This is a genomic window from Shewanella sp. T24-MNA-CIBAN-0130, from assembly GCF_040310185.1.
Lineage (GTDB): Bacteria > Pseudomonadota > Gammaproteobacteria > Enterobacterales > Shewanellaceae > Shewanella > Shewanella psychromarinicola.
Genome location: NZ_JBEOPP010000005.1, coordinates 98,873 through 124,244, shown reverse-complemented (window position 1 = coordinate 124,244; position 25,372 = coordinate 98,873). Strand labels below are relative to the sequence as shown.

Below are 25,372 nucleotides of genomic sequence, written 5' to 3'. Positions count from 1 at the left end.
AAATCATCTTGAGAATCGCTGACTAAATTCTTGAATGCGTTTCGCGTTGACACCCGCATCGCCAATACCAATCCGTGACACGCTGCGTAAATCAATACGACTGCCCTGCTCTAGTGCAGACACAACGATGACTACATCATCTGCAAAATTGAAAAAAGGCGTTGTTGCCGTACTTTCAAAGCGCAGTGCTTTTGGGTCTTGAGCGACAATGGTCCAGCCCATGGTTTTAGCGACAGTTAATGCCTTTTGATAAGCCGCTTCAACCGATAAGTCTGATGCTATAGGCCCAATAGTGGGGAAAGCTTTTAGTTGCTGCGCGGCAATCTCTTCTCCACCATAAACCAAACTATTTCTTGCTCCAATACGGCTGTCAGTTAAAAACTCAAACTGCGGTGGTGATTGAGTATTGGTAGTAATATCGTGAATGGGTGGATATTTCACCGGTTCGATAACCAACGCCATAATGCGCGGCGACAATATAGCTAAACCCAGTAATAACGCTATTGTCGAGGTTAATATGCCTTTGCCCTTAGCGCGACTGTCTTGCTTAGCACTACTTTTAGCACTAAAGCTGGTGACTAATGCCAGCACCGAAAAAACCACTATCACATAACCCAACAGGTTATTGTAATTACGGCTGGCCATAAAGCCGACGATGGGTTCCCACAATCCCATTGACGATCCAAACACCATTAAAGCCGCTATCCCCACTGCGACCAATGCAACCACTAATGCGACCTTGCCTAAATTATCTTTTTGCATCACACCTATCCTTTAGAAGACTCTAGTTGAGCTAACTTAATCCAACTTATATTGACCTGAAATTATCGACATAAATTTCTGACAAAACATAAAAAATAATTTTGCCAAATAATCTGGCCGATTTTGTAGCTCTTTTACGATTAATACGCAGCGTTAGGATCAAGCCCTAAGCGCTGCATGGTACGAATTAAATTACTTCTATCCAGCTTTAAACACCTAGCAACGGCGGCTAAATTACCTCGTTCGGCCGCTAATACTGTCTGGATCACTTGCCGCTGGTACTCATCGGTTGAATCACGTAATCCTAGGGTTAACACCTGTGATAACTCGATAGTTGAATGATTGTCGCTGATGTTATCAACCTCGGCTATCGCTGATGCGGCAGAATGACTCGGGGAAAACTCGGAACCGAGATGAACACGACTGATACTAATAATGCTGGCATGACGACCTTGCTCGCTAGTGGCACGAAGCGCCGCACGGCTTAGTACGTGTTCTAACTCGCGCACATTGCCGGGCCAATGGTATTGGGTTAACTGATCAATCGCGGTTTGTTGCAGCCTGAGTTTAGTCACCCCAAGCTGATGTTGATTTTTCTCTAGAAAATAGCCCGCCAGTAAAATAACGTCTTTACCGCGATCACGCAATGGCGGTACAGGCAAAGGATACACACTCAAGCGATGGTATAAGTCAGCCCTAAAGCGGCCTTCTTTAACTTCTAACTGTAAATTACGATTGGTTGCCGCCACAATCCTGACATCAACAACAATGGTATCGTCACTGCCGACGCGCTGGATCTCACCATTTTGTAAAGTACGCAGTAATTTAGCTTGTACCGCTAGTGGCAACTCACCCACTTCATCTAAAAATAACGTACCACCATCTGCCAGTTCAAAACGGCCACGACGATCACTTACTGCCCCAGAATATGCGCCTTTTACATGGCCAAAGAGTTCACTTTCGACGATGTTTTCAGGCAATGCAGCACAGTTAATTTGCACTAGCGGTTGCTCACTTCGACGTGATTGCTGATGAATGCTTTTGGCAACCAGCTCTTTACCCACACCGGTTTCACCAGTAATTAATACCGATAGATCACTGCTGGCAACAGTATTTATCTCTGACAATAAATCCCGGACCGCGACACTGTTACCAATAATACTCGACGGTCCCGCGGTCGCTAGCATGTATTGCGCCACTTGATGGTTGCGCTCAACTTTAACTTCTAACGCTTCAATATGTTCACTGGTATTAATCGCAGCGGCCACTGCGGCAATATAAGCACGGGTTTCTGTTGGGTTAAGCGTATCAAAGCTACCCGCTTGCATCGCATCTAAGGTCAGCACGCCCCAAGGTTTACCATCGATGTAAATAGTGCTGCCCATGCAGTCATGGACATGCAATTGTTCACTGTCATCATCGACTAAACCGTCGTAGGGATCGGGCAGTGTCGACTCAGCATCAAAGCGAGTAATGTGTGGATTAGCTAAAATTTGCTGTAAGCGTGGATGATGACTAATGGCAAATTGCCGCGCGAGTGCCTCTTGTTTAAGGCCTACGACCGCAACAGGCACCAAATGATCGTGTTTAAGCTTCAACAAGGCCACCACATCACATGGTATCGCGCGTTGAATCGCCAAAATCAGGCGCAAGTAACGTTCAGATTTTACAAGATCACGATTTAAGTCTTCTACAATGTCTATAAAGGGAGCAATATTCATAATAAGTCAAATTAACCCAATTTAGGTTAATTTGACACACATATTGATCTAGGTCAAATTAACCCTTAACAAAATTACACCTTATAAATCAGGTGGATAAATATTGGCGTGTTCTGTGCAGTGTCTGGATAGACAAGGTAATTGATTGAAGCTTATCGCTATTTTACTCCCTAAAGGAAATCATTAATGTTAGACACTGCAACTGTTCAAATCATTAAAGCCACCGTTCCGGCTCTGCAAATTTACGCTAATGACATCACTAGCCATTTTTACCCATTACTGTTTGCCCAGTATCCAGAAGTATTGCCATTTTTCAATAAAACGAACCAAGGCAAAGGCACTCAGCCTAAAGCACTGGCAAATGCGGTTATTGCTTATGGCGCCAATATTGATGAATTGGGAAACCTAAGCGAAGCGGTCAGTAAAATCGTTCAAAAGCATGTTGCATTAGGCATTTTACCTGAACAATATGACGCTGTTGGCAGTTGTTTATTACAAGCCATTAAAGCCGTACTCGGTGATGCTGCGACAGATGAAGTGATGGACGCTTGGGCCAAAGCTTATGGCCAATTAGCCAACATTTTGATTGCCGCAGAAGAGTCAATTTATACAGCTAAAGAGCAACAGCCAGGTGGTTGGCGTGGCGAGCGAGAGTTTATTTTAGTCAAACGCGTGGATGAAAGCTCAGTAATCAGCTCATTTTACTTTCAACCACAAGATGACAACGGCATTCCAAGCTTTGAAGCGGGACAATTCCTGACGCTGGTATTTGATGATATCGGCGGAATACCGATGCGTCGTAACTACAGCTTGTCTGACGCGGCCGGTAAAGATCACTTAAGAATTAGTGTCAAACGTGAACCCAATGGTGTGGTATCAAATCACTTACATGACAAGATTCAGTTAGGCGATAAAGTAAAATTACGTGCACCCAGTGGCGATTTCACCTTACGTAAAAACACCAAACCGTTAATTTTATTGACTGGCGGTGTGGGCATTACTCCTGCGATCAGTATGCTCAATACTGAAGCCGGTTCAGGCCGTGATATTCGCTTTATTCATGCGGCCCTTAATAGTGATGTGCACGCCTTTAAACAACATGTTGACCAACTGGCCTCTGTCCATGAACATATCAAGCCGCTGTATGTTTACAGTCAACCAGAACCTCATTGCCAACCTCATGCGACTGGGTTTATTGATGCCTCAATGATTGCAGAGCAGCTACCCGCAGACCGCGATGTAGAATTCTATCTGCTTGGCCCTACTGGTTTTATGAAAGCAGCATTGGCCATCGCCACCAGCTTAGGTGTACCAGAAAGTCAAATTCATTATGAATTCTTCGGCCCAGCTGAAGCGTTAACCGCTTAAGAGCCCAACAAATATAACAGAGTATAAGAAAGCCCTGACTATTCAGTCAGGGCTTTTTAGTAATCTTTAAGAGTGGGGCTAGATCGGTAGTTTACATAAAAAATACGTCATCCCAACCTGATTCAAATCTTGAGTGAAGTGCTGTGAATACCGTGGCACTGAAGCTGGGCTAAAGAACTCTGGATTGGACGTTACCTTTAGCGCAGTTTGGTTAACCATGTTGTTACTGCGATGAGTATCATGTCGACAGAATTAACGGCCAATACTTTTGATTGTTTGATTGTTTGATTGTTTGATTGTTTGATTGTTTGATTGTTTGATTGTTTGACATATCGAGCTTGAAAATAGACTGAGTGCTATCAGTTTATTCTCCTCGACTTTATCTCATATCCCAAATCGTATTTATTATCCAGCATCCCGTCCCCTAACCCGAGTTGAACTTAAATAAACTGGATAGCACACATGGTCAAATCATCCTGAAATTCTGAATAACCGCAAAACAGTTTCATTTGCTGCTCAAGATATTCCAGCATCGCCTCGGGTTGATCGGGCGCAGCACTGATGGCTTTTTCTAAACGATCGAAACCGAATAACTCTTTTTGAGCATTTTGCGTTTCGATAACCACATCGGTATACACAAACAAAATATCACCTACATCTACGCTGACACTATAGGTATCCCAATTTTGTTCACGCAGCACGCCAATGGGAATGCCGCCTTGATCTAGGGCGACGAGTCTATTGGCTTTTTTCAAATACGCGTGGGGATGACCGGCATTAGCATAAATAAGTTCTTTTTCTTTGAAATTATAACGTAACACTGTCGCGGTTAGAAAACTGCCGCGAGGCTTTTTAGTGAAAAAATGTTGATTGATATAATTGAGGACTTCAGAAGAACTGCTGTTTAAATCTTTTGGCTCAAAGGTGCGCAGTATGGCGTCTATCATGGCGGTTTCTACTGCCGCGGCGGGGCCGTGACCCGATACGTCAGCAATAATCATTCCTACATCGCCTCGGACGTCCGGGCGACTTTTACCCAAATCGACAATATCTAGATAATCGCCTCCGGCGCCTTTCATCGCTTTATAGGTATAAGCCATTTTGACCGAACTGAGTTCGATACCTTTGTCTGGCAACATTAGCTGTTGCAAGCGCGAAATCTCATCTATTTCGTCGCGGATCCACACTTGAGCAGCATTAAGCTGTGAAGAGGCTTCTGAAAATTGAAAACTTTTTAACTGGTACAGTAGCTTGAAATACAAGGCGCTAACATGATGCGACTCAACGCCGGCAGGTAAATCGAGCAAAATGATACAATCAAATAAGCTCGATTCTTTACCAAAGGGCAGCCCCCAACATGTCTTGCCATCATCATTTAATGGCATTATTTCAGCAAGGCTATGTTGCAACGACATGGCGGTAAACTGCGTATAGAGTCTGCTGTAATGATCATCACACAGGGATGAAAAATTACAGCTAATTTGGCCATTCTTCTTAATTAAGTAATAATTAAACTCACTTAATGTGGCTGCCAAAGTTGTTTTAAACCATAAGGTTTCATCAATGATATTGTTGGCTAGCGCTTTATCTATGCTCAAAGGAAAACCTTACTTTTGGGCTAATTTAGCAGCAAGGGCTTCATTTAACCCACTGACACCACTTTGTTTCAACGTTCTTCGATAGTCATTGCTAAATGTACGGATCATCGACAAGCCCTCGGCGACAAAATCGTAAATTTTCCATTCATTATTACGTTGATAAAGTCGATACGAAACCGGAATAATATTCTCTTTGGTATGAATTTCAGTATCAACCGTCGCATAGACTTTTTTCTTAATGGTTTCACTGGTGTAATCAACCGTTTGGTTATCATATTCCTCTAGCAATATAATATAGGTATCGACTAACACACCTTTTAATAACAGCATAAATTGGCGTTTTTCGGTATCGTTTGCCTGTCTCCAATACTTACCTAACACCCGTTGGGCTGAGGCTTGTAGATCAACATGCTTTTCAATCACATTACTGAGTGATTGTTTTTTCTGTTCCGCTGACAATGCACTATCAGATGCAATACCTATAATATCAGCCACACCTAATTTAACGCGATCCGTTGGTTCTTGAGCCGCTAAAGCTAAAGACGGCATCACTAACAACATGATTAAAAAAATTATCGATTTCATTATTTATCCTGACTAAACATATACTTGCTAATTAACTCTTCGATACTGATTGATGATTCAGTATCAATAAACTCATCACCATCGGTCATATTGATATCTGAGCCACCGCTGGCAATTTTAAGAAATCTGTCGCCGATAATACCGGATGTACGAATAGCGGCCACGGAATCATCAGGCACGGTAATCGAATTATCTAATGACACCTTAACGACAGATTCATACGCTTTGGGGTCGTAATTAATTGATTGAATTAATCCAACACGTACACCAGACATTTCAACAAAGGCACCTTCTTTCAAACCTGAAGAATTTTCAAATTTAGCAACTAAGGTATATTGACCACTATTAGAAATGGATGCCCCGCCAATGGTAACAGACATAAATACCAAGGCCCCGCTCCCGATTAACACAAATAGGCCGACGAGAAAATTGACGTAATTGTTTTTCATTGTTACCTCTAGTTAAAGCGCTAATGAGCTAACGATATAGTCACTAAACAACATAATAATTGCACTCATTACCACCGCCTGAGTGGTGCCATTGCTGACCCCCTCTGCGCCCATATTCTTTTGATTCCGGTGTAAATAATAGCCGTAATACAAGGGTATCCACATAATGAATAAACCAAATACCAACGACTTTATTTGACCGACTAACACATCTTTAAAGCTAATCGTATCCATCACACCTTGAATATACGCACCAGGACTTTCTCCTTGAATGTGTATGCCGACAATATAACCACCGCCAATACCCACCAAGTCAAACACGGCCGTCAGGATAGGGACACAAATCAACGCAGCCAGCAGTCTTGGCAACATTACATAGCGGTAACTGTTAATCGCCATGCAATCAAGCGCATCAAATTGTTGCTCATTACGCATAATGCCAATTTCTGAACAGGTCGCAGACCCTACCCGTGCAATCACCATTAACGCGGTCATCACCGGGCCCAATTCTTTAATCAGGCTCAAGGCTACTGCCGACCCTAATAAATCTACCGAGCCGAATCGCACTAAGGTATCGTAAAACTGCAGTGCCACGACCATACCGGTAAATAATGCTGCCACAATAATGACGATTAACGATCGATTACCAATAAAATATATTTGCTTAATCACTTGCTTAAATGACACCCGCCCAGTGAATAGGCTGCTAACAATGCGCAGTAAAAATAACGTCGCTAAGCCTAAACTATCAATGTTTTTTCGGGTTGCCGCGCCCAATTTACTAACCGAATCAAATAAGGTCGACATCAAGTTTTTTCCTTATCTAACAATCGATTAAGGTAAACCTCACCATCGTCTCTGTGAGTATTAGGTTGACGGTTGATCATGTGTTGAATGCGTTCATCTGGCGAATTTTTAATCTCATCAACGGTGCCGTTAGCCACCACTTCTCCGGCAAATAATACCACCACGCGATCGGCAATTTTAAACACACTTTCAAGCTCATGAGTCACCACCACTATGGTCATGTTCATCGCATCTCTTAGGGTTAAAATAAGCTCATCCAATTCTACCGCGGTGGTGGGATCAAGCCCTGCAGAAGGTTCATCAAAAAACAGTAACTTAGGGTCCATAATCACCGCCCGAGCTAATCCGGCTCGCTTGAGCATGCCGCCAGACAGCTCAGAGGGCATAAGATGACCAGTGCCAGCCATATTCATTAATTCAAGCTTCATCCGCACCATAATATCAATGGTTTGAGTATCTAAAGCGGTATTTTGCTCTAAGGGTAGCCTGACATTATCGGCCACCGTCAATGAACTGAGCAGTGCGCCGCCTTGGAACGCCACGCCCATTTTTTGACGTAAGTTGCGTAATGGCTTATTTTTGGCCGTAAAAATATTCACACCATCAATCATGATAGTGCCTGAAGTCGGGGTTTTAAGCCCAAGCATATGGTTGAACAAGGTGCTTTTTCCTGAGCCAGATCCGCCCATCACCACCAGAATTTCTCCGGGTTTGACCTCTAAATTGACATCTTTGAGTACATGGGTGTCGCCATATTGGGCAAACAAATGTTCTACGGTAATGATTGGTTTAACCATTGTTACTCACAGCTGCTACTGAATCTACTAAGTTAAATACTGTGTTTAACCGGGTTAATTGCAGTACTTGAAGAGGGGAACCGTTGGCACCAGCTATATGAAACTCAGTGTCGTTTTCTCTGGCTTCATTGAACGCCTCAACCAGTGACGCCATACCTGAGCTGTCGATATATTGCAGATGGGTAAAGTCGACAATGATGTTATTTTTACTCTTAATTAATTTTATAATGTCGAGTTTGATACTGCGCGAATTGTTCAGATCCACTTCACCATAAAGCTTAATCACTTGGTAATTGTTCTGTGTTTCAATTTCAATATTCATTTTATATCACTTAAATTTAACCGTCAGTTCTAACCAATTGCCTTTACCTTTATGCGGGATAAGTCGTACTTTCTCTGCCACATAATGGATCAGGCAAAGGCCTAATCCACCGGGTTTACATAAATCATTTTCTGTCGGTGTTAATTGCTTGTCAGTAATCTGCGAACACACATCTTTAATCACAAATAGCGCATGATCATCATGACTGCTAATCACTAGTTCTAAACAGCCTTTGCTCGACATGTGGTAACCATGACGAATAACATTGGCGCAAGCCTCATCAACGGCTAATACGATTTCATTGACTTTACCTTCGCTAAAAGGAAAGTCGCGGCAAGCATCTATCACAAATCCGCGAATATTTTTTAATTCACTCGTACAAGAGGAAAACGTTTTGATGTTTGACATTGGCTAGTCCGTTATCTCGAAATGAGTTTTGTCGTCTACTTTTTTGTCATCTATTGGTTTATCGTCTATCGGTTTATCGTCTACTGCTTGGTTATTTAATGGTTTGGTCTCTAACGTTTTAATATCTAAAGGTTGTTCATCTACTAATTCGTTATCAAGTGGTTCGTCACCTAATAGTTCGTCATCAAGCTCCATGTCAAACTCTAAGTCAAACTCATCAGTCTCAATCTCATCGGTCTGGCCATCATTGACCAAGTGCGCATCCCGTTGCAGATAGACATCTTTAACATAGCCATAGGGATCTAACGACCCGTCTAATATGGGTTCATATTGCTGAAATTCAATCCTACTGTCTAAACCTTCCACTACAAATTTACCGGCTCTTTGCTCAAATGAAAGAATAGATAAAGGATAGACAAAAATATCAACAAAATCACCGACGGTATTGCGTGCCGTGCTGGCGCCATAAACAGGCCACATAATATAAGGCCCATTACCGATCCCCCATGCACCAAATGTTTGCGCAAAGGTCTCTTCTTTCTTAGGTAATCCCATGCCAGTGGCGGGGTCAAAAATACCGACAAGACCAATTGTTGTGTTCAATACAAATCGTAACACTGTGCTGCCACTGTCGGTCACTTTACCTTGTAGAAGATTGTTCACGGCGTAGAGCGGTTCACTTAAATTCGATAGCAGGTTCGTCACACCATTTCGGATAGAAAGAGGAACATATTCATAACCTTCGGCGGCGGGTTTTAGCAGATGTTTATCCATTATCTGGTAATTGAAATACCAACTTTTTCGATTAACCGATTCTAGTGGATCACCCGGTGTGGAGGTGCTAGCACATCCACTTAAAAACAGTAGCGTGAACATAATAACTAATAGTCGACCCATTACTGCCACCCATTCCTCCGGCTTTTATTCAAAAGTATCTGCTCTCTATATTGGTATTGAGCACAACATTTACTATCGTTTACGATACTCAAGATTGGAAATATAACATTAAAACCACTGAAACCATTAATACAAGTTTGATTGATCGTTCAAAAATAACTTATGTCGTGATCGAATCAGCTAAATGACCCACCTTATCCATTAAGGTATGGCTTAACATGCTCGTTGATCGTTTGTTGATGACTAGTTGGTTGATGACGGGTTGTTCATGATGGGTTGTTCATAACCGATTGTGAATAACTTAACGCGCATAAGTGCTGCAGATCATTACAAGCCATTATTAATCATTTGTTTAATTTTATCAGCCTTAACGAAATGATCTAATTGATGAGTCTGGATCCACCATGTCGCCACTTCCATCAGTAGCTCAGGATTATCATTTTTATTGGCAAAAAAAGCATAAAATGACAACCCCACATTATCGCCTTTACTGGCAATTTTTTTATCACAAACGTCGATAATTTTAGCTCTTAATTCATCTCTCATCATTTATCTCGGGTAGTTTGCCTCGGGTCTCGGATAGTTTGTCTCGGATAGTGTATAGCCATCAGCAGATGGTGTTTATAGGATATCGCCATCGCAAAAAATTATCTGCAGATATTTTAAAAAGTGGTATATCACGGTCAATTCTTCGTTAGCGTCGCGCCCAAAAAGCTACCGCCACGGTTATGACTGCTATAAAATCGACATTAACTCATTGAACATAATTGCAGTCATACTCAAGGCTATTGATTGTGTTTGATTTTAGCACTCTGCTTAATTATCCATTCAGCCTGTTTGATCACCTGCAGGCAGTTCTCACGAGGTGAGCCAATTGCAGATATAGCGGTTACGCCCTCGAGTAGTATTATCAATATTGAAACCAAATCGTCATCAGAAATACCGTCATGCTGTAAGCGTTGAGTAAGGTCGACTCGCATTCGCTGCTTGTGCTCCAAGACGAAATTCTCGATACGTGAGTGCTTACCCTTATATTCTGCTAAAGCGTGCATGTAAAAGCAGCCATGACTAGCCTCTTTCTCTAACCAATTCAGCAATGAATAAAACGGGATCAGTGCATGGAAGTGAGATGTATTTAAGCGCGCTGATCTAGCAAAATCTTGAAAGTAGCGAGACTCACGTTCACCCATAATGCATAGAACTAAGTCTTCCTTGGACGGGAAGTGCTTATAGAGCGTTCTCTGCGTTGTCCCTGCTTTTGAAGCTATCCTTGCAACACCTGTGCGATGAAAACCCTCTTCATAAAATAACTTTTCAGCGGTGTGCATTATATCATTTTTTTTTGACAATTTTCGCCTCTACATGCAAGTATAGTGACCACTATACAACGAATACCATTCTATAGGAAAGATGTGCTAATGATGAATAAAACAATGAAAGCCGTTGTGACCATGGGCAGTGGCGGAATGGAGCAACTGGTCTATAAAGATGTCCCCATTCCAGAACTGCAAGCAAATGAAGTTCTCGTTCGTGTGCTCGCGGCGGGTGTGAACAACACCGAAATTAATACTCGTTTAGGCTGGTATTCTGCCAAGGTGAGTGAGTCAACCAATAATATGGCCGACAACGTGGATCAACTAGCGTTAGCTGATGGAGGCTGGAATGCGGCAACACCATTTCCGCTGATTCAGGGAACAGATTGTTGTGGTGAGGTCTTAAAAACAGCAGAAAACCACGATCAACATCTTGTTGGCAAGAGAGTGTTAATTCGACCTTGTATCCGGGTAAATGGATTTGATTCGTTGGACAATATCTGGATGGCATCTGACTTTGATGGTGCATTCGCCCAATACGTAAAAGTACGGGCTACAGAAGTTTTCCCTATTGATTCAACATGGCAAGATGATGAATTGGCGAGCATACCGTGTGCTTACGGCACCGCAGAAAACATGCTTCATAGAGCACAGGTTATCCAAGGTGAGCGTGTGTTAATTATGGGAGCCTCTGGCGGCGTAGGTTCAGCGGCTGTTCAGTTAGCGAAACGTCGAGGCGCGCACATCATTGCGGTCGCATCATTAAAAAACCATGCCCAGCTGAAAAAAATGGGCGCAGATAGTGTCTTTGATCGTGAGGCAAGTCTCGTTAAGGAGTTGGGTGAATTATCAATAGATGTCGTTATTGATAATGTGGCCGGTGATAAGTTCGGCCGTGCTCTGCAACTATTAAAACGCGGTGGCCGCCTGGTGACTTCAGGAGCTATAGCGGGACCGATTGTGTCATTAGACCTTCGCCAACTCTATTTAAAAGATATTGGGTTGATCGGTACAACGGCATGGGATGAACCCGTGTTCCCCAACCTAATAAGGTACATTGAAAACAATGAAATAAAACCTTTGGTCGCAAGAACATATGCTTTGGAAAATATTGTAGAAGCTCAAACTGAGTTTTTGAAAAAACAGCATTTTGGCAAATTCGTCCTACTGCCAAGCTAATTTATCGCTAGTGTTAACCCGCTATTGCTAACCCGCTAGTGTTAAACAAGAATGCAACGCACTTCTCGCTGGTACTATACGGCTGTGTATTTGCTGATTAAGATGGTTAATCGCAGGGCCAATTACCGACTAATACCGATAGCTAATCAATCAGCCTGCTACACAGCAATCCGGCCGCGCTACTCAAGAGATCCTTAACAGCATCTATGCTTAACGCCAGCATATAGATCACGGTATTGGTCTTGTTTAGGCTGATATTTGATATAATCATTCTAAGAAAATTGTACCTGATAGCCTACCCAAAGATGTTGATTGTCTTAAGCAATGCTTGCTTAAGACGCTTGCGGCTAAAGCGAATGGGCTAACACCATTCAATAACATTTAACCCTGCTTAGAGCTATTATCCTACCCAAACTGCGATCTCAACAGCCTCTTTCCCTGGTGCATTAATCTAGGCAAGACGTCGTTCGCCAGACGCTGACTATTGATTTTATATCGCTGCTGTTTTAGTGAACAGTCACCAGTGTGATCTGGCAAACATTTTTAGCTTTTTTATGAATAAACCTCCACATTCTTAATATAGATCAATTAAGCCTATTCTCATTCTTTTAGTATGACCGCGAAAATAAGCACTACATATATATGTAGTGATTATTCATTTTTATACAACAAAAATGCAACCTCTACAACATGTTGCAGAAAATAGTCGTTTCGATGGGAGATTTAATGAGTAAGCAACAACTTGATTTGAATCGCAGGTCTTTACTAAAAGCCATCACTATTGGTGGTACAGCAAGTGTCGCGATTGCAGCAACTGGCATGAATATTGCTAATGCAACAGAAAAAAGTGCTAGCACTTCTCGCACTAAAGGCTATCAAGAAACAACTCACATTCGCAATTATTACGATAGCTTACGCGGCTAGTTTAGGAGAATTTAAGCGATGAAATTAACTCGCAAATCAATCACGGCTCCTACCAATGAAGCTTCAAACAAGCTTGGTATTAATCGTCGTCAATTTATGAAGCAAATGAGTGTTGCCACCGGCGGTATTGCGGCAGCATCAATGATGGGCACTGGCATGATCCGTCGTGCTGAAGCCAAAGATGTGCCTCACAATGCACCCACTGAAATCAAACGTACTGTATGTAGTGCGTGTGCCGTAGGGTGTGGTGTATATGCCGAAGTACAAAATGGCGTGTGGACTGGTCAAGAGCCTGCATTCGATCACCCATTTAACAATGGTGGACATTGCGCTAAAGGTGCGGCATTACGCGAACATGGTCACGGTGAAAAACGCCTTAAATACCCAATGAAATTGGTCGGCGGCAAGTGGAAAAAAATATCTTGGGAGCAAGCTTTTAACGAAGTAGGCGACAAGATGACGGATATTCGTAAAGAGTCAGGTCCTGATTCGATCTACTTTATGGGTAGCGCTAAGTTTTCGAACGAAGGCTGCTACATGTATCGCAAATTTGCCGCCATGTGGGGCACGAACAACATCGACCATTGTGCTCGTATTTGTCACTCTACCACGGTAGCCGGTGTTGCTAACACTTGGGGTTACGGTGCGCAAACTAACTCTTTTAATGATATTCAAAATGCCAATGCAATCTTCTTTATCGGTGCTAACCCTGCAGAGGCGCATCCGGTTGCAATGCAACATATCATGATCGCAAAAGAGAAAAACAACGCTAAATTAATCGTTGTCGATCCTCGCTTTACCCGTACTGCTGCACACGCAGACCTACATTGTGGCCTACGTCCTGGTACTGACATTCCGTTTATCTACGGGATGTTATGGCACATCTTTGAAAATGGTTGGGAAGATAAAACCTTTATTAAAGAACGTGTTTTCGAAATGGAATCCATTCGTGCAGAAGCCAAGAAGTTCCCACCTAAAGAAGTGGCCAGTGTCACAGGTTGTAGCGAAGAAGAAGTTTACCAAGCCGCTAAACTAATGGCTGATAACCGTCCAGGTACCGTTATTTGGTGTATGGGTGGTACTCAGCATCACGTGGGTAATGCTAACACACGTGCTTATTGTATTTTACAGCTTGCGCTTGGCAACATGGGTGTCTCAGGTGGTGGTACTAACATCTTCCGTGGTCACGATAATGTACAAGGCGCGACTGACTTAGGTTTATTATTCGATAATCTACCGGGTTACTACGGTTTAACCTCTGGCGCATGGGAACATTGGACCAATGTCTGGAACCTAGATTTAGATTGGGTTAAATCACGCTTTGATCAAAACAAATATTTAGGCCGTGTACCAATGAATACCCCGGGTATTCCATGTTCTCGCTGGCACGATGGTGTGTTAGAAACGCCTGAGCATTTAGCTCAGAAAGACCGTGTGCGTATGGGCTTCTTCTGGGGACAATCGGTTAACACTGAAACTCGTCAGGCTGATGTACGTGATGCACTAGACAAGATGGACACTGTGGTAGTGGTTGATCCATTCCCAACCATGGCAGCAGTTATGCACCGTCGTCAAGATGGCGTGTACTTGTTACCTGCAACGACTCAATTTGAAACAGAGGGTTCAGTCTCTAACTCTGGTCGTAGCCAACAATGGCGTGAAAAAGTGATCGAGCCATTATTTGAATCGAAAACTGACCTTGAAATCATGTACCGCTTATCGCAAAAGCTGGGCTTTGATAAAGAGTACACCAAGCGTATCGCTAAAGATTCAAGCGACATGTTGGTGATAGAAGACATTACTCGCGAAATTAACCGTGGTATGTGGACTATTGGTATGACGGGCCAAAGCCCTGAGCGTATTAAGCAACACACCCAAAACTGGGGCTTATTCAGCAATAAGACCCTAGAAGCTGCCGGTGGCGAAGTAAAAGGTGAAACCTACGGTTTACCTTGGCCATGTTGGGGAACACCAGAACAGAAACATCCAGGTACTCAAATTTTGTATGACACAAGTAAACATGTGTCAAAGGGTGGTGGTAACTTCCGCGCCCGTTACGGTGTTGAATACCAAGGAAAAAATCTATTAGCAGAAGATAGCTTCTCTAAAGGTGCAGAAATCCAAGACGGTTACCCTGAGTTCACTTCAGGCATGCTTAAACAGCTTGGCTGGTGGGATGATTTAACGGCTGAAGAGAAACAATATGCTGAAGGCAAAAACTGGAAAACCGATATTTCTGGCGGTATTCAGCGTGTCGCGGTGAAGCATGGTTGTAGCCCTTATGGTAACGCTAAAGCGCGTTGTATCGTGTGGAATTTCCCCGATCAAGTGCCTATCCACCGTGAACCCTTGTATACCCCGCGTCGTGACTTAGTCGCTAAATATCCCACTTACGATGATATGCAAGTTCACCGTTTACCGACCTTATATAAATCAATTCAACAGCATGATAGTTCTATTAAATATCCTTTAATACTGACTTCTGGCCGTTTAGTTGAGTATGAGGGCGGTGGTGAAGAGTCGCGTTCTAACCCTTGGTTGGCAGAATTACAGCAAGAAATGTTTGTTGAAATTAACCCAGCGGATGCAGCGGATCGCGGACTACGCGATGGTGACTCAATATGGTTAGAAGGCGCTGAAGGTGGACGCATTAAGATTAAGGCCATGGTAACGCCACGCGTTAAGCCTGGTGTGACTTGGATGCCTTATCACTTTGCCGGTGTCATGCATGGCGAAAGTTTAGCGGCTAACTACCCAGAAGGCACAGTGCCTTACGTTATTGGTGAATCTGCTAACACGGCATTGACTTATGGTTATGACCCTGTAACTCAAATGCAGGAAACCAAGGCATCGCTTTGTCAGATTGAAAAAGCGTAATTGCAGTTAAGCGAGGAGAATTGCCAATATGGCTACAATGAAATTTTTATGTGATACCAAGCGCTGTATCGAATGTAACGGTTGTGTCACAGCTTGTAAAAACGAAAACGACTCTGCTTTAGAGTGGGGTATTCAACGTCGTCGCGTGGTGACACTGAACGACGGTGTTCCTGGTGAAGTGTCTATCTCAGTCGCATGTATGCATTGTACCGATGCACCTTGTATGGCGGTGTGTCCGGCAGATTGTTTCTACCGTACCGAAGACGGCATCGTGCTACACAACAAAGATACGTGTATCGGTTGTGGTTATTGCTTCTATGCCTGCCCATTTGGTGCGCCGCAGTTCCCGCAAAAGAGTACTTATGGTGGCCGCGGCAAAATGGATAAATGTACCTTCTGTGCCGGTGGCCCAGAAGAAGATCATTCAGAAGCTGAGCATCTAAAATACGGTTCAAACCGTATCGCAGAAGGTAAATTACCCATGTGTGCCGAGTTATGTGCGACTAAGGCATTACTTGCGGGCGACGCTGGCATAGTATCTGACATTTATCGTCAGCGCATGGCAGCACGTGGTAATCCCAATGCAATTTGGGGTTACGATCCTAAAACAGGCGAAATAATCTAATCAGAGCATGGGCTGCGACCTTGTTCGCAGCCATTTTAAGGAGTGACAATGTTAACGTTAATGTTAAACAAATCATTGCGCAGGATATTTGCTCTGTTGGTTCTGTGTATGGGATTGGGGTTGGCTACAGTGCCTGTGTATGCCGCCGATGAACAATCAAGCCAGCAACAAGCAAAGTCGATGACCAGTGATGCCGATCTCTGGCGTGCAATAAAAGCCGGTGAATCAGGCTACAGCACATATAAAGGTGTAGATGCTGATATTCTAATAAATGTCGCGGGTAATGAAGGCAAAATATTACGAAATACTTATCTAAAACCGTTACTAGGCCTAGCTTTTGTCGGGGTTTTTGTAGCCTTTTTAGTCTTTTACTTTGTTAATGGTCCATCTACACTGAGTAAAGGCTTTTCCGGCAAAATGGTCTTTCGTTGGAGCAAAGCGGATCTTTGGTTGCATTGGATTATGGCCGTATCGTGCCTAATCATGATGTTAACTGGTTTGGTCATTATGCTTGGACGCCATTTCTTAGCCCCGTATGTCGGCGACGATATTTGGGCAGGAATAATCGCCTTTAGCAAGTTTAGCCACGATTGGTCTAGCCCCATTTTTATGGTGTCTTGGCTGGCGTGTGTTATCAAGTGGATGCCACTACAAACCGTTAAACTGTATGATTTAAAATGGTTTTTAGTAGTCGGTGGCTACATTAACTTTGGCCCGTTTAAAGGTAAACACCCAGACAGTGGGTTTGCCAATGCGGGTGAAAAAATGTGGTTCTGGAGCTTAGCTATTTTCGGTCTTTGCATCAGTGTGACCGGGATAATGTTAGTCTTCCCTACACTTGATTTACCACGAATATGGTCAATGCTTGCGCTGCTTATACATGGCGTCAGCGCTGTGATTATTGTCGCGTTTACCATAGTGCATATTTGGATGGCGACCGTACTCAGTGAAGGCGGTATGGAGTGTATGGTCTCGGGCTATTGCGACGAAAACTGGGCTTCACAGCACCATAACTTGTGGTACGACGAAATTAAAGCCAATGGCACATTAAAATACAAAGAGTAAACCAATAATACTGGTGTTAACACACACGTTTATTGCATAAATCAAACACCTTGTCAGGTCACTGGCAAGGTGTTTTTTTATGACAGGAGCTAATGGTTTTAGTTCAAAAAGAGAGCAAGTATAAGATGAATTTAATCAACTGCTTAATAAACTTTTTCACTGGCAGAACGATTCAATAAGTTATATTGGTTAAGCGTCAGCCTGTTGCTAGGACACAAACATGTTACTTGCCAATATCATTGTAGTTAATAGGCAATATAAAAATGGATTATATAAACTTCATAGACAGGTTTTGGCAACGCCGACAGCCTTAACAATAACCCAGATGTGAAGATAAAACCTTATGTTATCGATATGGGTCGTGAACATGGTGTGGGTAATATCGTTAGTGCTATCGCTAACGAAGTTAACATAGACAGCCGTTATATTGGTCAAATCCAGTAATAGGATCAAGTAACAACCGCTGATTTACCAGAAAGTAGGCTAAAGACGCTCTACAGCATCTACGTAAAGTTCACGTATGTGACAGAGCGCAGAACATTGGTGAAGCTGGTGGTGAGAACGCTAAAAACTCTGGTGGTGAGAACGCTAAAGACTTTGGTCGTTGAGCTCCTCAACGTGACCGCTCAGCAGGTGCCGCGAGCATCGTCTATGCAAACCAAGAAACAATATGGTCAATCCTCGAGATTAATCCTGTAGATCAAAAAAGGAGCCTAAGGGCTCCTTTTGTACCTATTGGCGCTTAAATATAATACCGATCCCTTCCTACCGCCTCCAAAGATATCTCTTAAACACACTAAAAAAACCTAAGTTCAACCTAAGTTAAACCTAATAAAGTAACGTTTAAAGTACATTTACCACCAAAAAACCAACACTAGATCACAAAATTTCAAAATCAACCTAAAAATACAAACAGAGATATAACGAATGAGAGCTAGATCACAGTCATAACCTCCAACAAACTAGAGTATATGCTCTAATTTAGAGTATAAGCTCTAATTAGTTATAGAGTTGTTAAACTCTTTCAATGGGCTATCTGGAGGCATTATGGAAATCCCCGTGTGGCAATATGTTGTATCTATGAGTGGTTACATCGTTTTCTTACTCTTATTGGTTGAAGGCATGCGCCGGACACCAAGACTAACGGCAGTGTTTTGGGTGCTGTCCCTACTCACCGCCCCTTTATGGGTTGATCACTTAGACGGCTGGTTTCGCTGGGCAAAATCAGTTAGCGTTTTATTACCAACGGCTATTGTTGTCGGTGGTGCTAGGATTGCCTGGCTCTATAACGATAACCCAAACCGGGTGCTGTCTTTCTTCCGTGGTGATTGGGTACTTAAAGTGCTCTATGCAGTGTTATTCCTTAACATTGCTGAAGCGACGCTAAAAGACTTTGCAACGGCAAACTACTTCAACGCTATTTGTGGTTTCATCTTATGTATCACAATTCCATTCCCTCGCTATAAGAATGGTAAGCGTCAGTTCTGGGTTATAGGCAGAGACAAGCCAAATGATCTTCTGCTCTATTCAACGGCGGCGTGGAACTTCCTCTACACAACTTGGAACTTAGCTTTCGTCTTCGGTGAAAACCCTGGCTTCTTCGCTAGCTCCTTCTGTATTTTGATGGCGGCTGAGCTTTACCCCATCATCAAAGGCCGTCCAGAGCTATATATCATAGCGCGAGTTTACACCTTAGCTTTTCACATCTTGATAAGATCCAATTCCGACATATTCACTCCCCTGATGGATTCCAGCAGCTGGGCTAATGACAATGTGTTATGGGTTTGGGGCGCTGTCAACTTGGCTCTGCATATCCCGTTTGCAATCTGGTACTTCTACAAGCAGAAAACCAGCCCAACAAACGAACCTCCCTGCGGTGACAATCCTGCGCCCTTAATTAGCGACCTTGAACCAAAACTCGTTAAACAAACGGCCTAGTACTGCAAGGCGTTGGCTTAAGCCAAAACGCTTAAGCCAACGCCAACACTGCCAAGAGTTCACGCTAAGAGGGGAAGCATATGAAATTTATCACAGTCAAATCCATGGCCTTGTCTCTGCTATTGCTCCTTGGCACCGGCAGTGCTCAGCAAGCCATAGCAGACACCCAAAGCCAAGATGCAATGCAGCTTCAAGGGGCAGTTTGGCAAGGCACAAGAGACGGAAAACCCGGTGAAGGCAGTTTATTCTATCGCCTAGAGTTCACTGAAAATAACCACGTTAACGTCATGAAACAATCTGGCGGGTTTAACAAGGTTGAGCAACAACAATGGCATGAACATTTAGGCGAGCTAGTCATTACTAGCACCCCAGGCAATGAAATCACTGATTTTGATGGTGCCCGTTTAACGTTCATCGACGACAGCCAAATCCAATTTAGCCTCGATGGTGACAAGTTTAAGATCCACGAATGGCACATGGTTCGTGCTGTCATCCATGTTCTGTTTGTATTGTGTGGTTTGATGCTACTCAATGAAATATGTCGCCGCTATAAATGGAGTAACTACGTACTCTGGTTCCTGCTGCCCATCGTCCTTATTCCACTCTGGTCAAGCTACGGCATCACCTACTGGTTTAAATGGGTAAAACTCTATTCAGTTATCTTCGCTGCTGGACTATTCACCTTAATACGATTCACTAAGATTGGGAATATAAAATGGGCTAAGTTCGGCGCAGCCGCCTTCCTAGCCGTTAACATTGCCGAAGCCGTGACCCAAGATTTCACTATGGGTAATATGGCCAATATCTTAAATGCCATTGGTGGCGTGCTCTCCATCATCACCTTGACTGGCTGGGCCATGATTGCCGCCGACAAGAGCAAACAACAAGACATGATCTGGCCTGCCATGACCACCTTCTGGATCATCGCCTATGACGTGTGGAATATCGTCTTTGTCTACCTTAATTTCCCCGGTTCTGCCACAGCCCAAGCCATGGTGTTGCTTGCGGCGACCCTACCGGCCCTGTTTGTGAAAAAAGGCACTTGGTTACAAGCCCGCGCATTTACGTTGGCAGGCTCGTTTATGTACTACTTCTGCTTTCCGTTTATGTACGAAAGCAACGTAGTGCCTTTACCCCGTAATGATGAACTTATGTTAGCTGCAGGCCTTGCCAGCTTCTTAATCAATAGTGCTTATGCTTATGTTTTCTTTAGTAAAAAATGGAAAAATCACCAGCTTAACTTAGCTTAACTCAGGGCATCAGTCACTCACCCTGCTGATGCCACCGTTCCACTGCTTGACCATACGTTAATAAAACACATTAATGATAATGATAAGAATCTGGAGTAAAACATGAAAAAACAATTACTTACTATAGCAATCCTTTCTTCAATGATTTCTGCTAGCGCCATTGCCGAAGAGATAAAAAATGATATTGACATGTCTGACCCCACAGACGTGTCTACCTCAGTTGGCGCATCCTATGGTAACGATGGTTTTAACATCAAAGGTCAGTTGATGTTGTCTAAAAAGACCGCCACCAGCGGTCAAAAAAGCGGGATAATTTTCGAAGCGAAAAACGTCTTCGATGAAGATAACGACACCCCTAAGTTTAGTGGCATGGTCTCTCACCCTACCTATGGATCAGTTCCAACCTTTAACGATACTAAGATTGAACGGTCTTTCCGTCTACGTTACGGCACAATTAACACTAACAATGGTATAGGCTGGTCAGCCGATGCCGTGTTTGGTGACCATCCCTTCTACGGTAACTATGCTGTCATCCAAGCGGGTCCTGTGATGACCATTCCCGTCACCGAAGACCTATACATATGGCCAATTCTGTATGCCGGCGCCGTGGTAGTTGAAGACAATATGTCGCAACTGCTGCCACCAGAAGAGGCTGCCGCCACTAACATGTCTAGCAGTGGTATCGACATAGCATCAACAGTGATGACAGGTATGATCTACACCCGTTACACCCTTTCTGAGCACTTCTGGGTACTGTTAAGCACTTGTTACACCGAAGAACTACAAGGTAAATCTTGGCATGATGACGTGAGCGATGGCGGCCTACAAATGCCAAGTTTCCAAGGTGAAATCGCCGTCGCCTATCAAATGAACCAGCGCCAAAACATTCGTTTCAACTACAAAACTGACAACAGTGACGACACTGATGACTCTTACTGGGTTGAATACAACCAAGCATTTTAATCATCAAGGTGGGCAGCATCAGTGCTGCCCACCTTGACGAGTTTCAACATAATTGTTAGCTAGATCTTATGTTGTCTATGCAGTTAGCAGTCTAAAACGTTTGTTATCAAAACCTTGTTTTATCTATAAATTGGAGTTCATCATGATAAAAAAATCTCTTGGGTTAGCCCTAGTCCTCTTATGTAGCAGCTCAGCCTTTGCCGATACTCAGATCGGCGATGTTACCTTGCCCGACACCCTCACAGTGCAAGAACAACATTTGCAACTCAATGGTGCCGGCGTTCGCAGTAAATTCTTCATGGATTTATATGTAGGCTCGCTATTTACCTTAACCCAAACAGACAATGCCAAAATGGTGATTAATGGCCAAACGCCTGTGGTTATCCAGCTCAATATCACCTCAGATATGATCACCTCAGAAAAAATGACCGATGCCATGAATGATGGTTTCCAGCTCGCTACCCATGGCGATACTTCGGCCATAGATAGTGGTATTAGTGCCTTTATTGCCACTTTTGCTGAGCCGATTAAAACCGGAGATAAATTCACCTTAGTCAGCATCGTTGGCCAAGGGGTAATTAGCTATAAAAACGACAAGCAACTCTCTGTCACCAAAGGCGAAGACTTTAGAAAAGCTTTACTGGCTATCTGGCTGGGTGAAGATCCTACTGATGATGATCTAAAAGAGGCCATGTTAGATCTATAACCATACCTGCCCTATAAGTGAGTGAGCAAGGCGACTTGCTCACTTTTTACCACCGGAAAAGGATAAGCCATGACCCCCTTCACCCTCTGGCGCAGTGCCTTTTTACCCAAATTCCACAGCTGGGGCTCTGATGAGCTTCGCAATATCGACACGCTGTTGTTTTTCACTTTACTCTCCATCTGTACTGGCCTTTACAGCATAATGAAGTGGAACCAATACGAAAACCAACTGTTGTTATACACCTCTGTTGGTGTGGTCATCACACAAATTGGCGCAGGTTTGTTAATTAAGTGGCTTCGCAGCCCTTGGCTGGCGATTAATCTGGGCCTTGCTGGCGTAGTGCTACACGCCCTCAATCTTGTCTATCAAAGTGGTGGGCCTATATCGGCACAAGCTTTTTGGATCCCATTGATCATCATAGCGATTTTTCTTACAACTCGATTAATCAACGCCGTCATCTGGAGCCTAGTCGTCATAGCTGCAACCAGTGCTATGTTAATGCGCGTATTAGCTGATATCCCACTACCTCATCTAATCCTGACTGCAGACCAAGCCAAATTGGAAACCTGGGCTGGTGTATTGTTGCCGCTTATTGTGATTGTCATCGCCCAAGGTTTTACCGCGATTCAGCGACAAAAAGCCCATAAGCTCACTCAAGAATCTCAGCAACAAATGCAGCAAGCTGCAGCGAAATCTTTAGCTGGGGAAGAACAACTCTCGGGGGTGCTAAGCAGTGCCGGTGATAATGCAAACCAATTAAACCAAGTGGCCGGGTCGCTTGCCTTGCAAGCCAATGCACTTCACAGCCAAGTGACCTCACTAAACACTAACTGTGATGCCCAAGCCAGTGCCACAGAGCAAATGAACCAACAATTACAGCAGATGACTCAAGACATCGCCCAGTCAGAGCAATTTGTTTGCGGCCTTAAAGAGCGCAGCCAAGTCATTAGCACTCAAGCTGAACGAAGTGCTAGCTCTTTACTGGCATCAACCCAGGCAATTGACCATATTCTTGATAGCAACCTAGCAATTATGTCCGTCGCGGATCTTATCTCCTCGGTTGCCGATCAAACTAACTTGCTGGCACTCAATGCTGCTATCGAAGCCGCCAGAGCAGGTGACAAGGGCCGAAGCTTTTCTGTGGTTGCAGATCAAGTACGAGAGCTGTCAGCTAAGAGTAGACACTCAGCCATTGAAATTCGCACACTTCTGGACAATAGCAAGGAGCAAGTACTTCAAGGTCAAAAGGTGATACAACACACGGCCACCGAAGTTTCGGGCATCCTTGAGCAAATTACTCCAGTCCTTGGGGATATCAACCAGCTTGCAGATATTATGTCCCAGCAAGTGCTTGCCTTAAACGAATTAAATTGTGCCAGCAGTCACGTGGCCACCAGCGTGGTTAATACACACCATATTTCAGACTCAGTAGCAGCCCAAGGGACCGCGCTCACTCAACAAGTGAGCGCCTTAAATGTACTGGCTGAAAGCTTAGATGCCTGCGTCAATAGCAGTGCCAACAAGCCCCTAGTAAAAGATAAAAGTTCATCGGCTAATGGCTCATAAGAGTGAATAACATCAGTGCTACACCATTAGGTTACGTTAAATAAAATTTTTAATGCCAATCCCTATCAAGCGGATTTAAGCAAATAATGCAGGCATTTACTCAATAGAAAGGGAAGAGGATGAGTAACATAATAAAAGTCGATGATCTTGACGTCATCATAGAAGGCAGCGGCGAAGAAACCATCGTCATGATCCATGGTTGGCCCGATACCTACAGGCTGTGGGACAAACAAGTTGAGGTGCTCAAAGATAAATACCGCTGTGTGCGCTTTACCTTGCCAGGCTATGAACTCGACTCCAACAGAGGCATGTATTCACTAGAAGAAATTATTAGCAAAATTAATTCAGTCGTCGATGCTGTTAGCGATGGTCAGCCCGTTACTTTGTTGCTGCACGATTGGGGCTGCTTCTTTGGTTACCAGTTCTACCTAAGGAATGAAATAAAAGTAAATAGAATCATTGGGGTAGACATTGGTGATGCAGGATCAATAGAACATGAATTAAGCCTTAAAGTGAAGCTATTCATGTTCAGCTACCAGATGTGGCTGGCGTTGGCCTGGAAACTAGGCGGCAGCTTAGGTGATGCCATGACACGCAAGATGGCCAAGATGTTAAAAGCCCCTGGAGATCAAAAGCTAATTACCTCTTCCATGACCTATTCCTATTACTGGAAATGGAGCAAAACCCTCACCGGTAAGCCCCTAGGCAATCTGCCACTCGTTGTTAACTGCCCACTGCTATTTATGTATGGCGAGAACAAGCCCGGCATGTTCCATTCTAAGGAATGGGAACACAAGATGGCGTCTATTCCAGGTAATAAGGTGGTTCCTTTCAATACCCGCCATTGGATCATGGCAGAAGAGCCAGAGGAGTTTAATCGGGTCATGCTCGAATGGTTAGAGCATTAAGCGCCTTCAGCCTTAAAGGAATAATAACAAACATTTATTGTTTATAGGTGCTTTGAGCGTCTTGCTCATAAAAAACGCCAGTTAACCAAAAAAGAGGCGCATTAAATGCGCCTCTTTTTTGTTTATGCTCGGCAATACTCATTGAAAGTCTTTACCGCGGTTTAATCTAGGCCACAGCGTGTAATTGCTTATCATGGGGAATGCTCAATATCACCAGTGCGTTGAGCGCGCCGACTAACGCCAACGCCATATCTGATTGTGTATCCCAAATATAACCTTGAGCGCCCAAGAAGGCCTCGGCATTTTCACCTGTTGCTAGCGCTATTAACCTTGATGAGTGAAAA

Annotated in this window: 25 protein-coding genes and 1 pseudogene; 13 read left to right on the top strand and 13 right to left on the bottom strand. The window is 43.6% G+C overall.

Annotated elements, in window-relative coordinates; translation table 11 throughout:
- Positions 1 to 3: 3 nt before the first annotated feature.
- Together AAEZ02_RS03615 and norR are read right to left on the bottom strand one after the other, a co-directional pair.
- Positions 4 to 762, bottom strand: a complete 759-nt coding sequence (locus AAEZ02_RS03615; protein WP_351122002.1) for a DUF1499 domain-containing protein — start codon at positions 760 to 762, stop codon at positions 4 to 6.
- Between the two features lie 140 nt (positions 763 to 902).
- On the bottom strand, positions 903 to 2,483 hold the full coding sequence (gene norR, locus AAEZ02_RS03610) for a nitric oxide reductase transcriptional regulator NorR (protein ID WP_351121999.1): 1,581 nt from the start codon (positions 2,481 to 2,483) through the stop codon (positions 903 to 905).
- Positions 2,484 to 2,669: 186 nt separating this feature from the next.
- On the opposite strand from norR, the gene hmpA reads away from it, so the two are divergent.
- A complete protein-coding gene (gene hmpA / locus AAEZ02_RS03605) occupies positions 2,670 to 3,851 on the top strand; it encodes an NO-inducible flavohemoprotein (protein ID WP_335689378.1) in 1,182 nt (393 codons plus the stop codon).
- Between the two features lie 440 nt (positions 3,852 to 4,291).
- Here hmpA and AAEZ02_RS03600 read toward each other — a convergent pair whose 3' ends face one another.
- The 10 genes from AAEZ02_RS03600 to AAEZ02_RS03555 all read right to left on the bottom strand — a co-directional run bounded on the left by AAEZ02_RS03600 (position 4,292) and on the right by AAEZ02_RS03555 (position 11,063).
- Positions 4,292 to 5,449 (bottom strand): PP2C family protein-serine/threonine phosphatase, encoded by a 1,158-nt coding sequence (locus AAEZ02_RS03600; RefSeq protein WP_351121996.1) that lies wholly within the window; start codon positions 5,447 to 5,449, stop codon positions 4,292 to 4,294.
- A gap of 9 nt (positions 5,450 to 5,458) precedes the next feature.
- Entirely contained in the window at positions 5,459 to 6,034 is a 576-nt protein-coding gene (locus AAEZ02_RS03595) for an MlaC/ttg2D family ABC transporter substrate-binding protein (protein ID WP_124014085.1), read from the bottom strand.
- The gene (gene mlaD, locus AAEZ02_RS03590; RefSeq protein ID WP_101033856.1) at positions 6,034 to 6,483 is read right to left on the bottom strand and encodes an outer membrane lipid asymmetry maintenance protein MlaD; all 450 of its coding nucleotides are present in this window, start codon (positions 6,481 to 6,483) and stop codon (positions 6,034 to 6,036) included. Before mlaD ends, AAEZ02_RS03595 begins: the two co-directional genes overlap by 1 nt.
- Before the next feature lie 12 nt (positions 6,484 to 6,495).
- Positions 6,496 to 7,290 (bottom strand): MlaE family ABC transporter permease, encoded by a 795-nt coding sequence (locus tag AAEZ02_RS03585; protein WP_101033855.1) that lies wholly within the window; start codon positions 7,288 to 7,290, stop codon positions 6,496 to 6,498.
- Complete coding sequence (locus tag AAEZ02_RS03580) at positions 7,290 to 8,087, bottom strand: ABC transporter ATP-binding protein (protein WP_124014084.1); 798 nt, start codon at positions 8,085 to 8,087, stop codon at positions 7,290 to 7,292. Before AAEZ02_RS03580 ends, AAEZ02_RS03585 begins: the two co-directional genes overlap by 1 nt.
- Positions 8,080 to 8,409, bottom strand: coding sequence for an STAS domain-containing protein (locus tag AAEZ02_RS03575; protein WP_101033853.1), 330 nt, complete (start codon positions 8,407 to 8,409; stop codon positions 8,080 to 8,082). Before AAEZ02_RS03575 ends, AAEZ02_RS03580 begins: the two co-directional genes overlap by 8 nt.
- 6 nt (positions 8,410 to 8,415) lie before the next feature.
- On the bottom strand, positions 8,416 to 8,817 hold the full coding sequence (locus tag AAEZ02_RS03570) for an ATP-binding protein (protein ID WP_101033852.1): 402 nt from the start codon (positions 8,815 to 8,817) through the stop codon (positions 8,416 to 8,418).
- A gap of 3 nt (positions 8,818 to 8,820) precedes the next feature.
- Positions 8,821 to 9,714, bottom strand: a complete 894-nt coding sequence (locus AAEZ02_RS03565) for an MlaA family lipoprotein (RefSeq protein ID WP_124014083.1) — start codon at positions 9,712 to 9,714, stop codon at positions 8,821 to 8,823.
- 327 nt (positions 9,715 to 10,041) lie between these two features.
- Positions 10,042 to 10,260 (bottom strand): DUF6500 family protein, encoded by a 219-nt coding sequence (locus AAEZ02_RS03560; protein ID WP_101034791.1) that lies wholly within the window; start codon positions 10,258 to 10,260, stop codon positions 10,042 to 10,044.
- 239 nt (positions 10,261 to 10,499) lie between these two features.
- A complete protein-coding gene (locus tag AAEZ02_RS03555; RefSeq protein WP_351121991.1) occupies positions 10,500 to 11,063 on the bottom strand; it encodes a TetR/AcrR family transcriptional regulator in 564 nt (187 codons plus the stop codon).
- 69 nt (positions 11,064 to 11,132) lie between these two features.
- On the opposite strand from AAEZ02_RS03555, the gene AAEZ02_RS03550 reads away from it, so the two are divergent.
- From AAEZ02_RS03550 to AAEZ02_RS03495, 12 genes are all read left to right on the top strand, one after another.
- Complete coding sequence (locus AAEZ02_RS03550; protein WP_351121988.1) at positions 11,133 to 12,206, top strand: alcohol dehydrogenase family protein; 1,074 nt, start codon at positions 11,133 to 11,135, stop codon at positions 12,204 to 12,206.
- Between the two features lie 726 nt (positions 12,207 to 12,932).
- Positions 12,933 to 13,130, top strand: a complete 198-nt coding sequence (locus tag AAEZ02_RS03545; protein WP_101033849.1) for a twin-arginine translocation signal domain-containing protein — start codon at positions 12,933 to 12,935, stop codon at positions 13,128 to 13,130.
- Positions 13,131 to 13,148: 18 nt separating this feature from the next.
- Positions 13,149 to 16,007 (top strand): molybdopterin-dependent oxidoreductase, encoded by a 2,859-nt coding sequence (locus AAEZ02_RS03540; RefSeq protein WP_351121985.1) that lies wholly within the window; start codon positions 13,149 to 13,151, stop codon positions 16,005 to 16,007.
- 28 nt (positions 16,008 to 16,035) lie between these two features.
- Positions 16,036 to 16,632, top strand: coding sequence for a formate dehydrogenase FDH3 subunit beta (gene fdh3B / locus AAEZ02_RS03535; RefSeq protein WP_101033847.1), 597 nt, complete (start codon positions 16,036 to 16,038; stop codon positions 16,630 to 16,632).
- Positions 16,633 to 16,680: 48 nt separating this feature from the next.
- A complete protein-coding gene (locus AAEZ02_RS03530; RefSeq protein ID WP_124014080.1) occupies positions 16,681 to 17,697 on the top strand; it encodes a formate dehydrogenase subunit gamma in 1,017 nt (338 codons plus the stop codon).
- Positions 17,698 to 18,024: 327 nt separating this feature from the next.
- Positions 18,025 to 18,141, top strand: coding sequence for a DbpA RNA binding domain-containing protein (locus AAEZ02_RS23715; protein WP_459178790.1), 117 nt, complete (start codon positions 18,025 to 18,027; stop codon positions 18,139 to 18,141).
- A gap of 603 nt (positions 18,142 to 18,744) precedes the next feature.
- Positions 18,745 to 19,635, top strand: coding sequence for a hypothetical protein (locus tag AAEZ02_RS03520; RefSeq protein WP_124014079.1), 891 nt, complete (start codon positions 18,745 to 18,747; stop codon positions 19,633 to 19,635).
- Between the two features lie 80 nt (positions 19,636 to 19,715).
- Positions 19,716 to 20,885, top strand: a complete 1,170-nt coding sequence (locus AAEZ02_RS03515; protein WP_351121982.1) for a DUF5692 family protein — start codon at positions 19,716 to 19,718, stop codon at positions 20,883 to 20,885.
- 102 nt (positions 20,886 to 20,987) lie between these two features.
- On the top strand, positions 20,988 to 21,848 hold the full coding sequence (locus AAEZ02_RS03510; RefSeq protein WP_351121979.1) for a hypothetical protein: 861 nt from the start codon (positions 20,988 to 20,990) through the stop codon (positions 21,846 to 21,848).
- Between the two features lie 142 nt (positions 21,849 to 21,990).
- Positions 21,991 to 22,554, top strand: coding sequence for a chalcone isomerase family protein (locus AAEZ02_RS03505; protein WP_124014076.1), 564 nt, complete (start codon positions 21,991 to 21,993; stop codon positions 22,552 to 22,554).
- 69 nt (positions 22,555 to 22,623) lie between these two features.
- Positions 22,624 to 24,120 (top strand): methyl-accepting chemotaxis protein, encoded by a 1,497-nt coding sequence (locus AAEZ02_RS03500; RefSeq protein WP_124014075.1) that lies wholly within the window; start codon positions 22,624 to 22,626, stop codon positions 24,118 to 24,120.
- 119 nt (positions 24,121 to 24,239) lie between these two features.
- Positions 24,240 to 25,028: an alpha/beta fold hydrolase gene (locus tag AAEZ02_RS03495; protein ID WP_351121974.1), complete on the top strand. Its 789-nt coding sequence runs from the start codon at positions 24,240 to 24,242 to the stop codon at positions 25,026 to 25,028.
- Between the two features lie 166 nt (positions 25,029 to 25,194).
- Here the strand turns inward: AAEZ02_RS03495 and AAEZ02_RS03490 are convergent.
- Positions 25,195 to 25,353: pseudogene (locus tag AAEZ02_RS03490) on the bottom strand (DUF2238 domain-containing protein); the annotation flags it as partial.
- Positions 25,354 to 25,372 lie beyond the last annotated feature (19 nt).

What these genes read in the sequence shown, in the direction of transcription:
- AAEZ02_RS03530 (WP_124014080.1), top strand. Translation starts at nt 16,681, where the DNA reads ATGTTAACGTTAATGTTAAACAAATCATTGCGCAGGATATTTGCTCTG.
- fdh3B (WP_101033847.1), top strand. Translation starts at nt 16,036, where the DNA reads ATGGCTACAATGAAATTTTTATGTGATACCAAGCGCTGTATCGAATGT.
- AAEZ02_RS03615 (WP_351122002.1), bottom strand. Translation starts at nt 762, where the DNA reads ATGCAAAAAGATAATTTAGGCAAGGTCGCATTAGTGGTTGCATTGGTC.
- AAEZ02_RS03580 (WP_124014084.1), bottom strand. Translation starts at nt 8,087, where the DNA reads ATGGTTAAACCAATCATTACCGTAGAACATTTGTTTGCCCAATATGGC.
- AAEZ02_RS03500 (WP_124014075.1), top strand. Translation starts at nt 22,624, where the DNA reads ATGACCCCCTTCACCCTCTGGCGCAGTGCCTTTTTACCCAAATTCCAC.
- AAEZ02_RS03575 (WP_101033853.1), bottom strand. Translation starts at nt 8,409, where the DNA reads ATGAATATTGAAATTGAAACACAGAACAATTACCAAGTGATTAAGCTT.
- AAEZ02_RS03595 (WP_124014085.1), bottom strand. Translation starts at nt 6,034, where the DNA reads ATGAAATCGATAATTTTTTTAATCATGTTGTTAGTGATGCCGTCTTTA.
- AAEZ02_RS03510 (WP_351121979.1), top strand. Translation starts at nt 20,988, where the DNA reads ATGAAAAAACAATTACTTACTATAGCAATCCTTTCTTCAATGATTTCT.
- AAEZ02_RS03545 (WP_101033849.1), top strand. Translation starts at nt 12,933, where the DNA reads ATGAGTAAGCAACAACTTGATTTGAATCGCAGGTCTTTACTAAAAGCC.
- AAEZ02_RS03550 (WP_351121988.1), top strand. Translation starts at nt 11,133, where the DNA reads ATGATGAATAAAACAATGAAAGCCGTTGTGACCATGGGCAGTGGCGGA.
- AAEZ02_RS03495 (WP_351121974.1), top strand. Translation starts at nt 24,240, where the DNA reads ATGAGTAACATAATAAAAGTCGATGATCTTGACGTCATCATAGAAGGC.
- AAEZ02_RS03565 (WP_124014083.1), bottom strand. Translation starts at nt 9,714, where the DNA reads ATGGGTCGACTATTAGTTATTATGTTCACGCTACTGTTTTTAAGTGGA.
- AAEZ02_RS03515 (WP_351121982.1), top strand. Translation starts at nt 19,716, where the DNA reads ATGAAATTTATCACAGTCAAATCCATGGCCTTGTCTCTGCTATTGCTC.
- AAEZ02_RS03560 (WP_101034791.1), bottom strand. Translation starts at nt 10,260, where the DNA reads ATGAGAGATGAATTAAGAGCTAAAATTATCGACGTTTGTGATAAAAAA.
- hmpA (WP_335689378.1), top strand. Translation starts at nt 2,670, where the DNA reads ATGTTAGACACTGCAACTGTTCAAATCATTAAAGCCACCGTTCCGGCT.
- AAEZ02_RS03520 (WP_124014079.1), top strand. Translation starts at nt 18,745, where the DNA reads ATGGAAATCCCCGTGTGGCAATATGTTGTATCTATGAGTGGTTACATC.
- AAEZ02_RS03570 (WP_101033852.1), bottom strand. Translation starts at nt 8,817, where the DNA reads ATGTCAAACATCAAAACGTTTTCCTCTTGTACGAGTGAATTAAAAAAT.
- AAEZ02_RS03585 (WP_101033855.1), bottom strand. Translation starts at nt 7,290, where the DNA reads ATGTCGACCTTATTTGATTCGGTTAGTAAATTGGGCGCGGCAACCCGA.
- mlaD (WP_101033856.1), bottom strand. Translation starts at nt 6,483, where the DNA reads ATGAAAAACAATTACGTCAATTTTCTCGTCGGCCTATTTGTGTTAATC.
- AAEZ02_RS03540 (WP_351121985.1), top strand. Translation starts at nt 13,149, where the DNA reads ATGAAATTAACTCGCAAATCAATCACGGCTCCTACCAATGAAGCTTCA.
- AAEZ02_RS03505 (WP_124014076.1), top strand. Translation starts at nt 21,991, where the DNA reads ATGATAAAAAAATCTCTTGGGTTAGCCCTAGTCCTCTTATGTAGCAGC.
- norR (WP_351121999.1), bottom strand. Translation starts at nt 2,483, where the DNA reads ATGAATATTGCTCCCTTTATAGACATTGTAGAAGACTTAAATCGTGAT.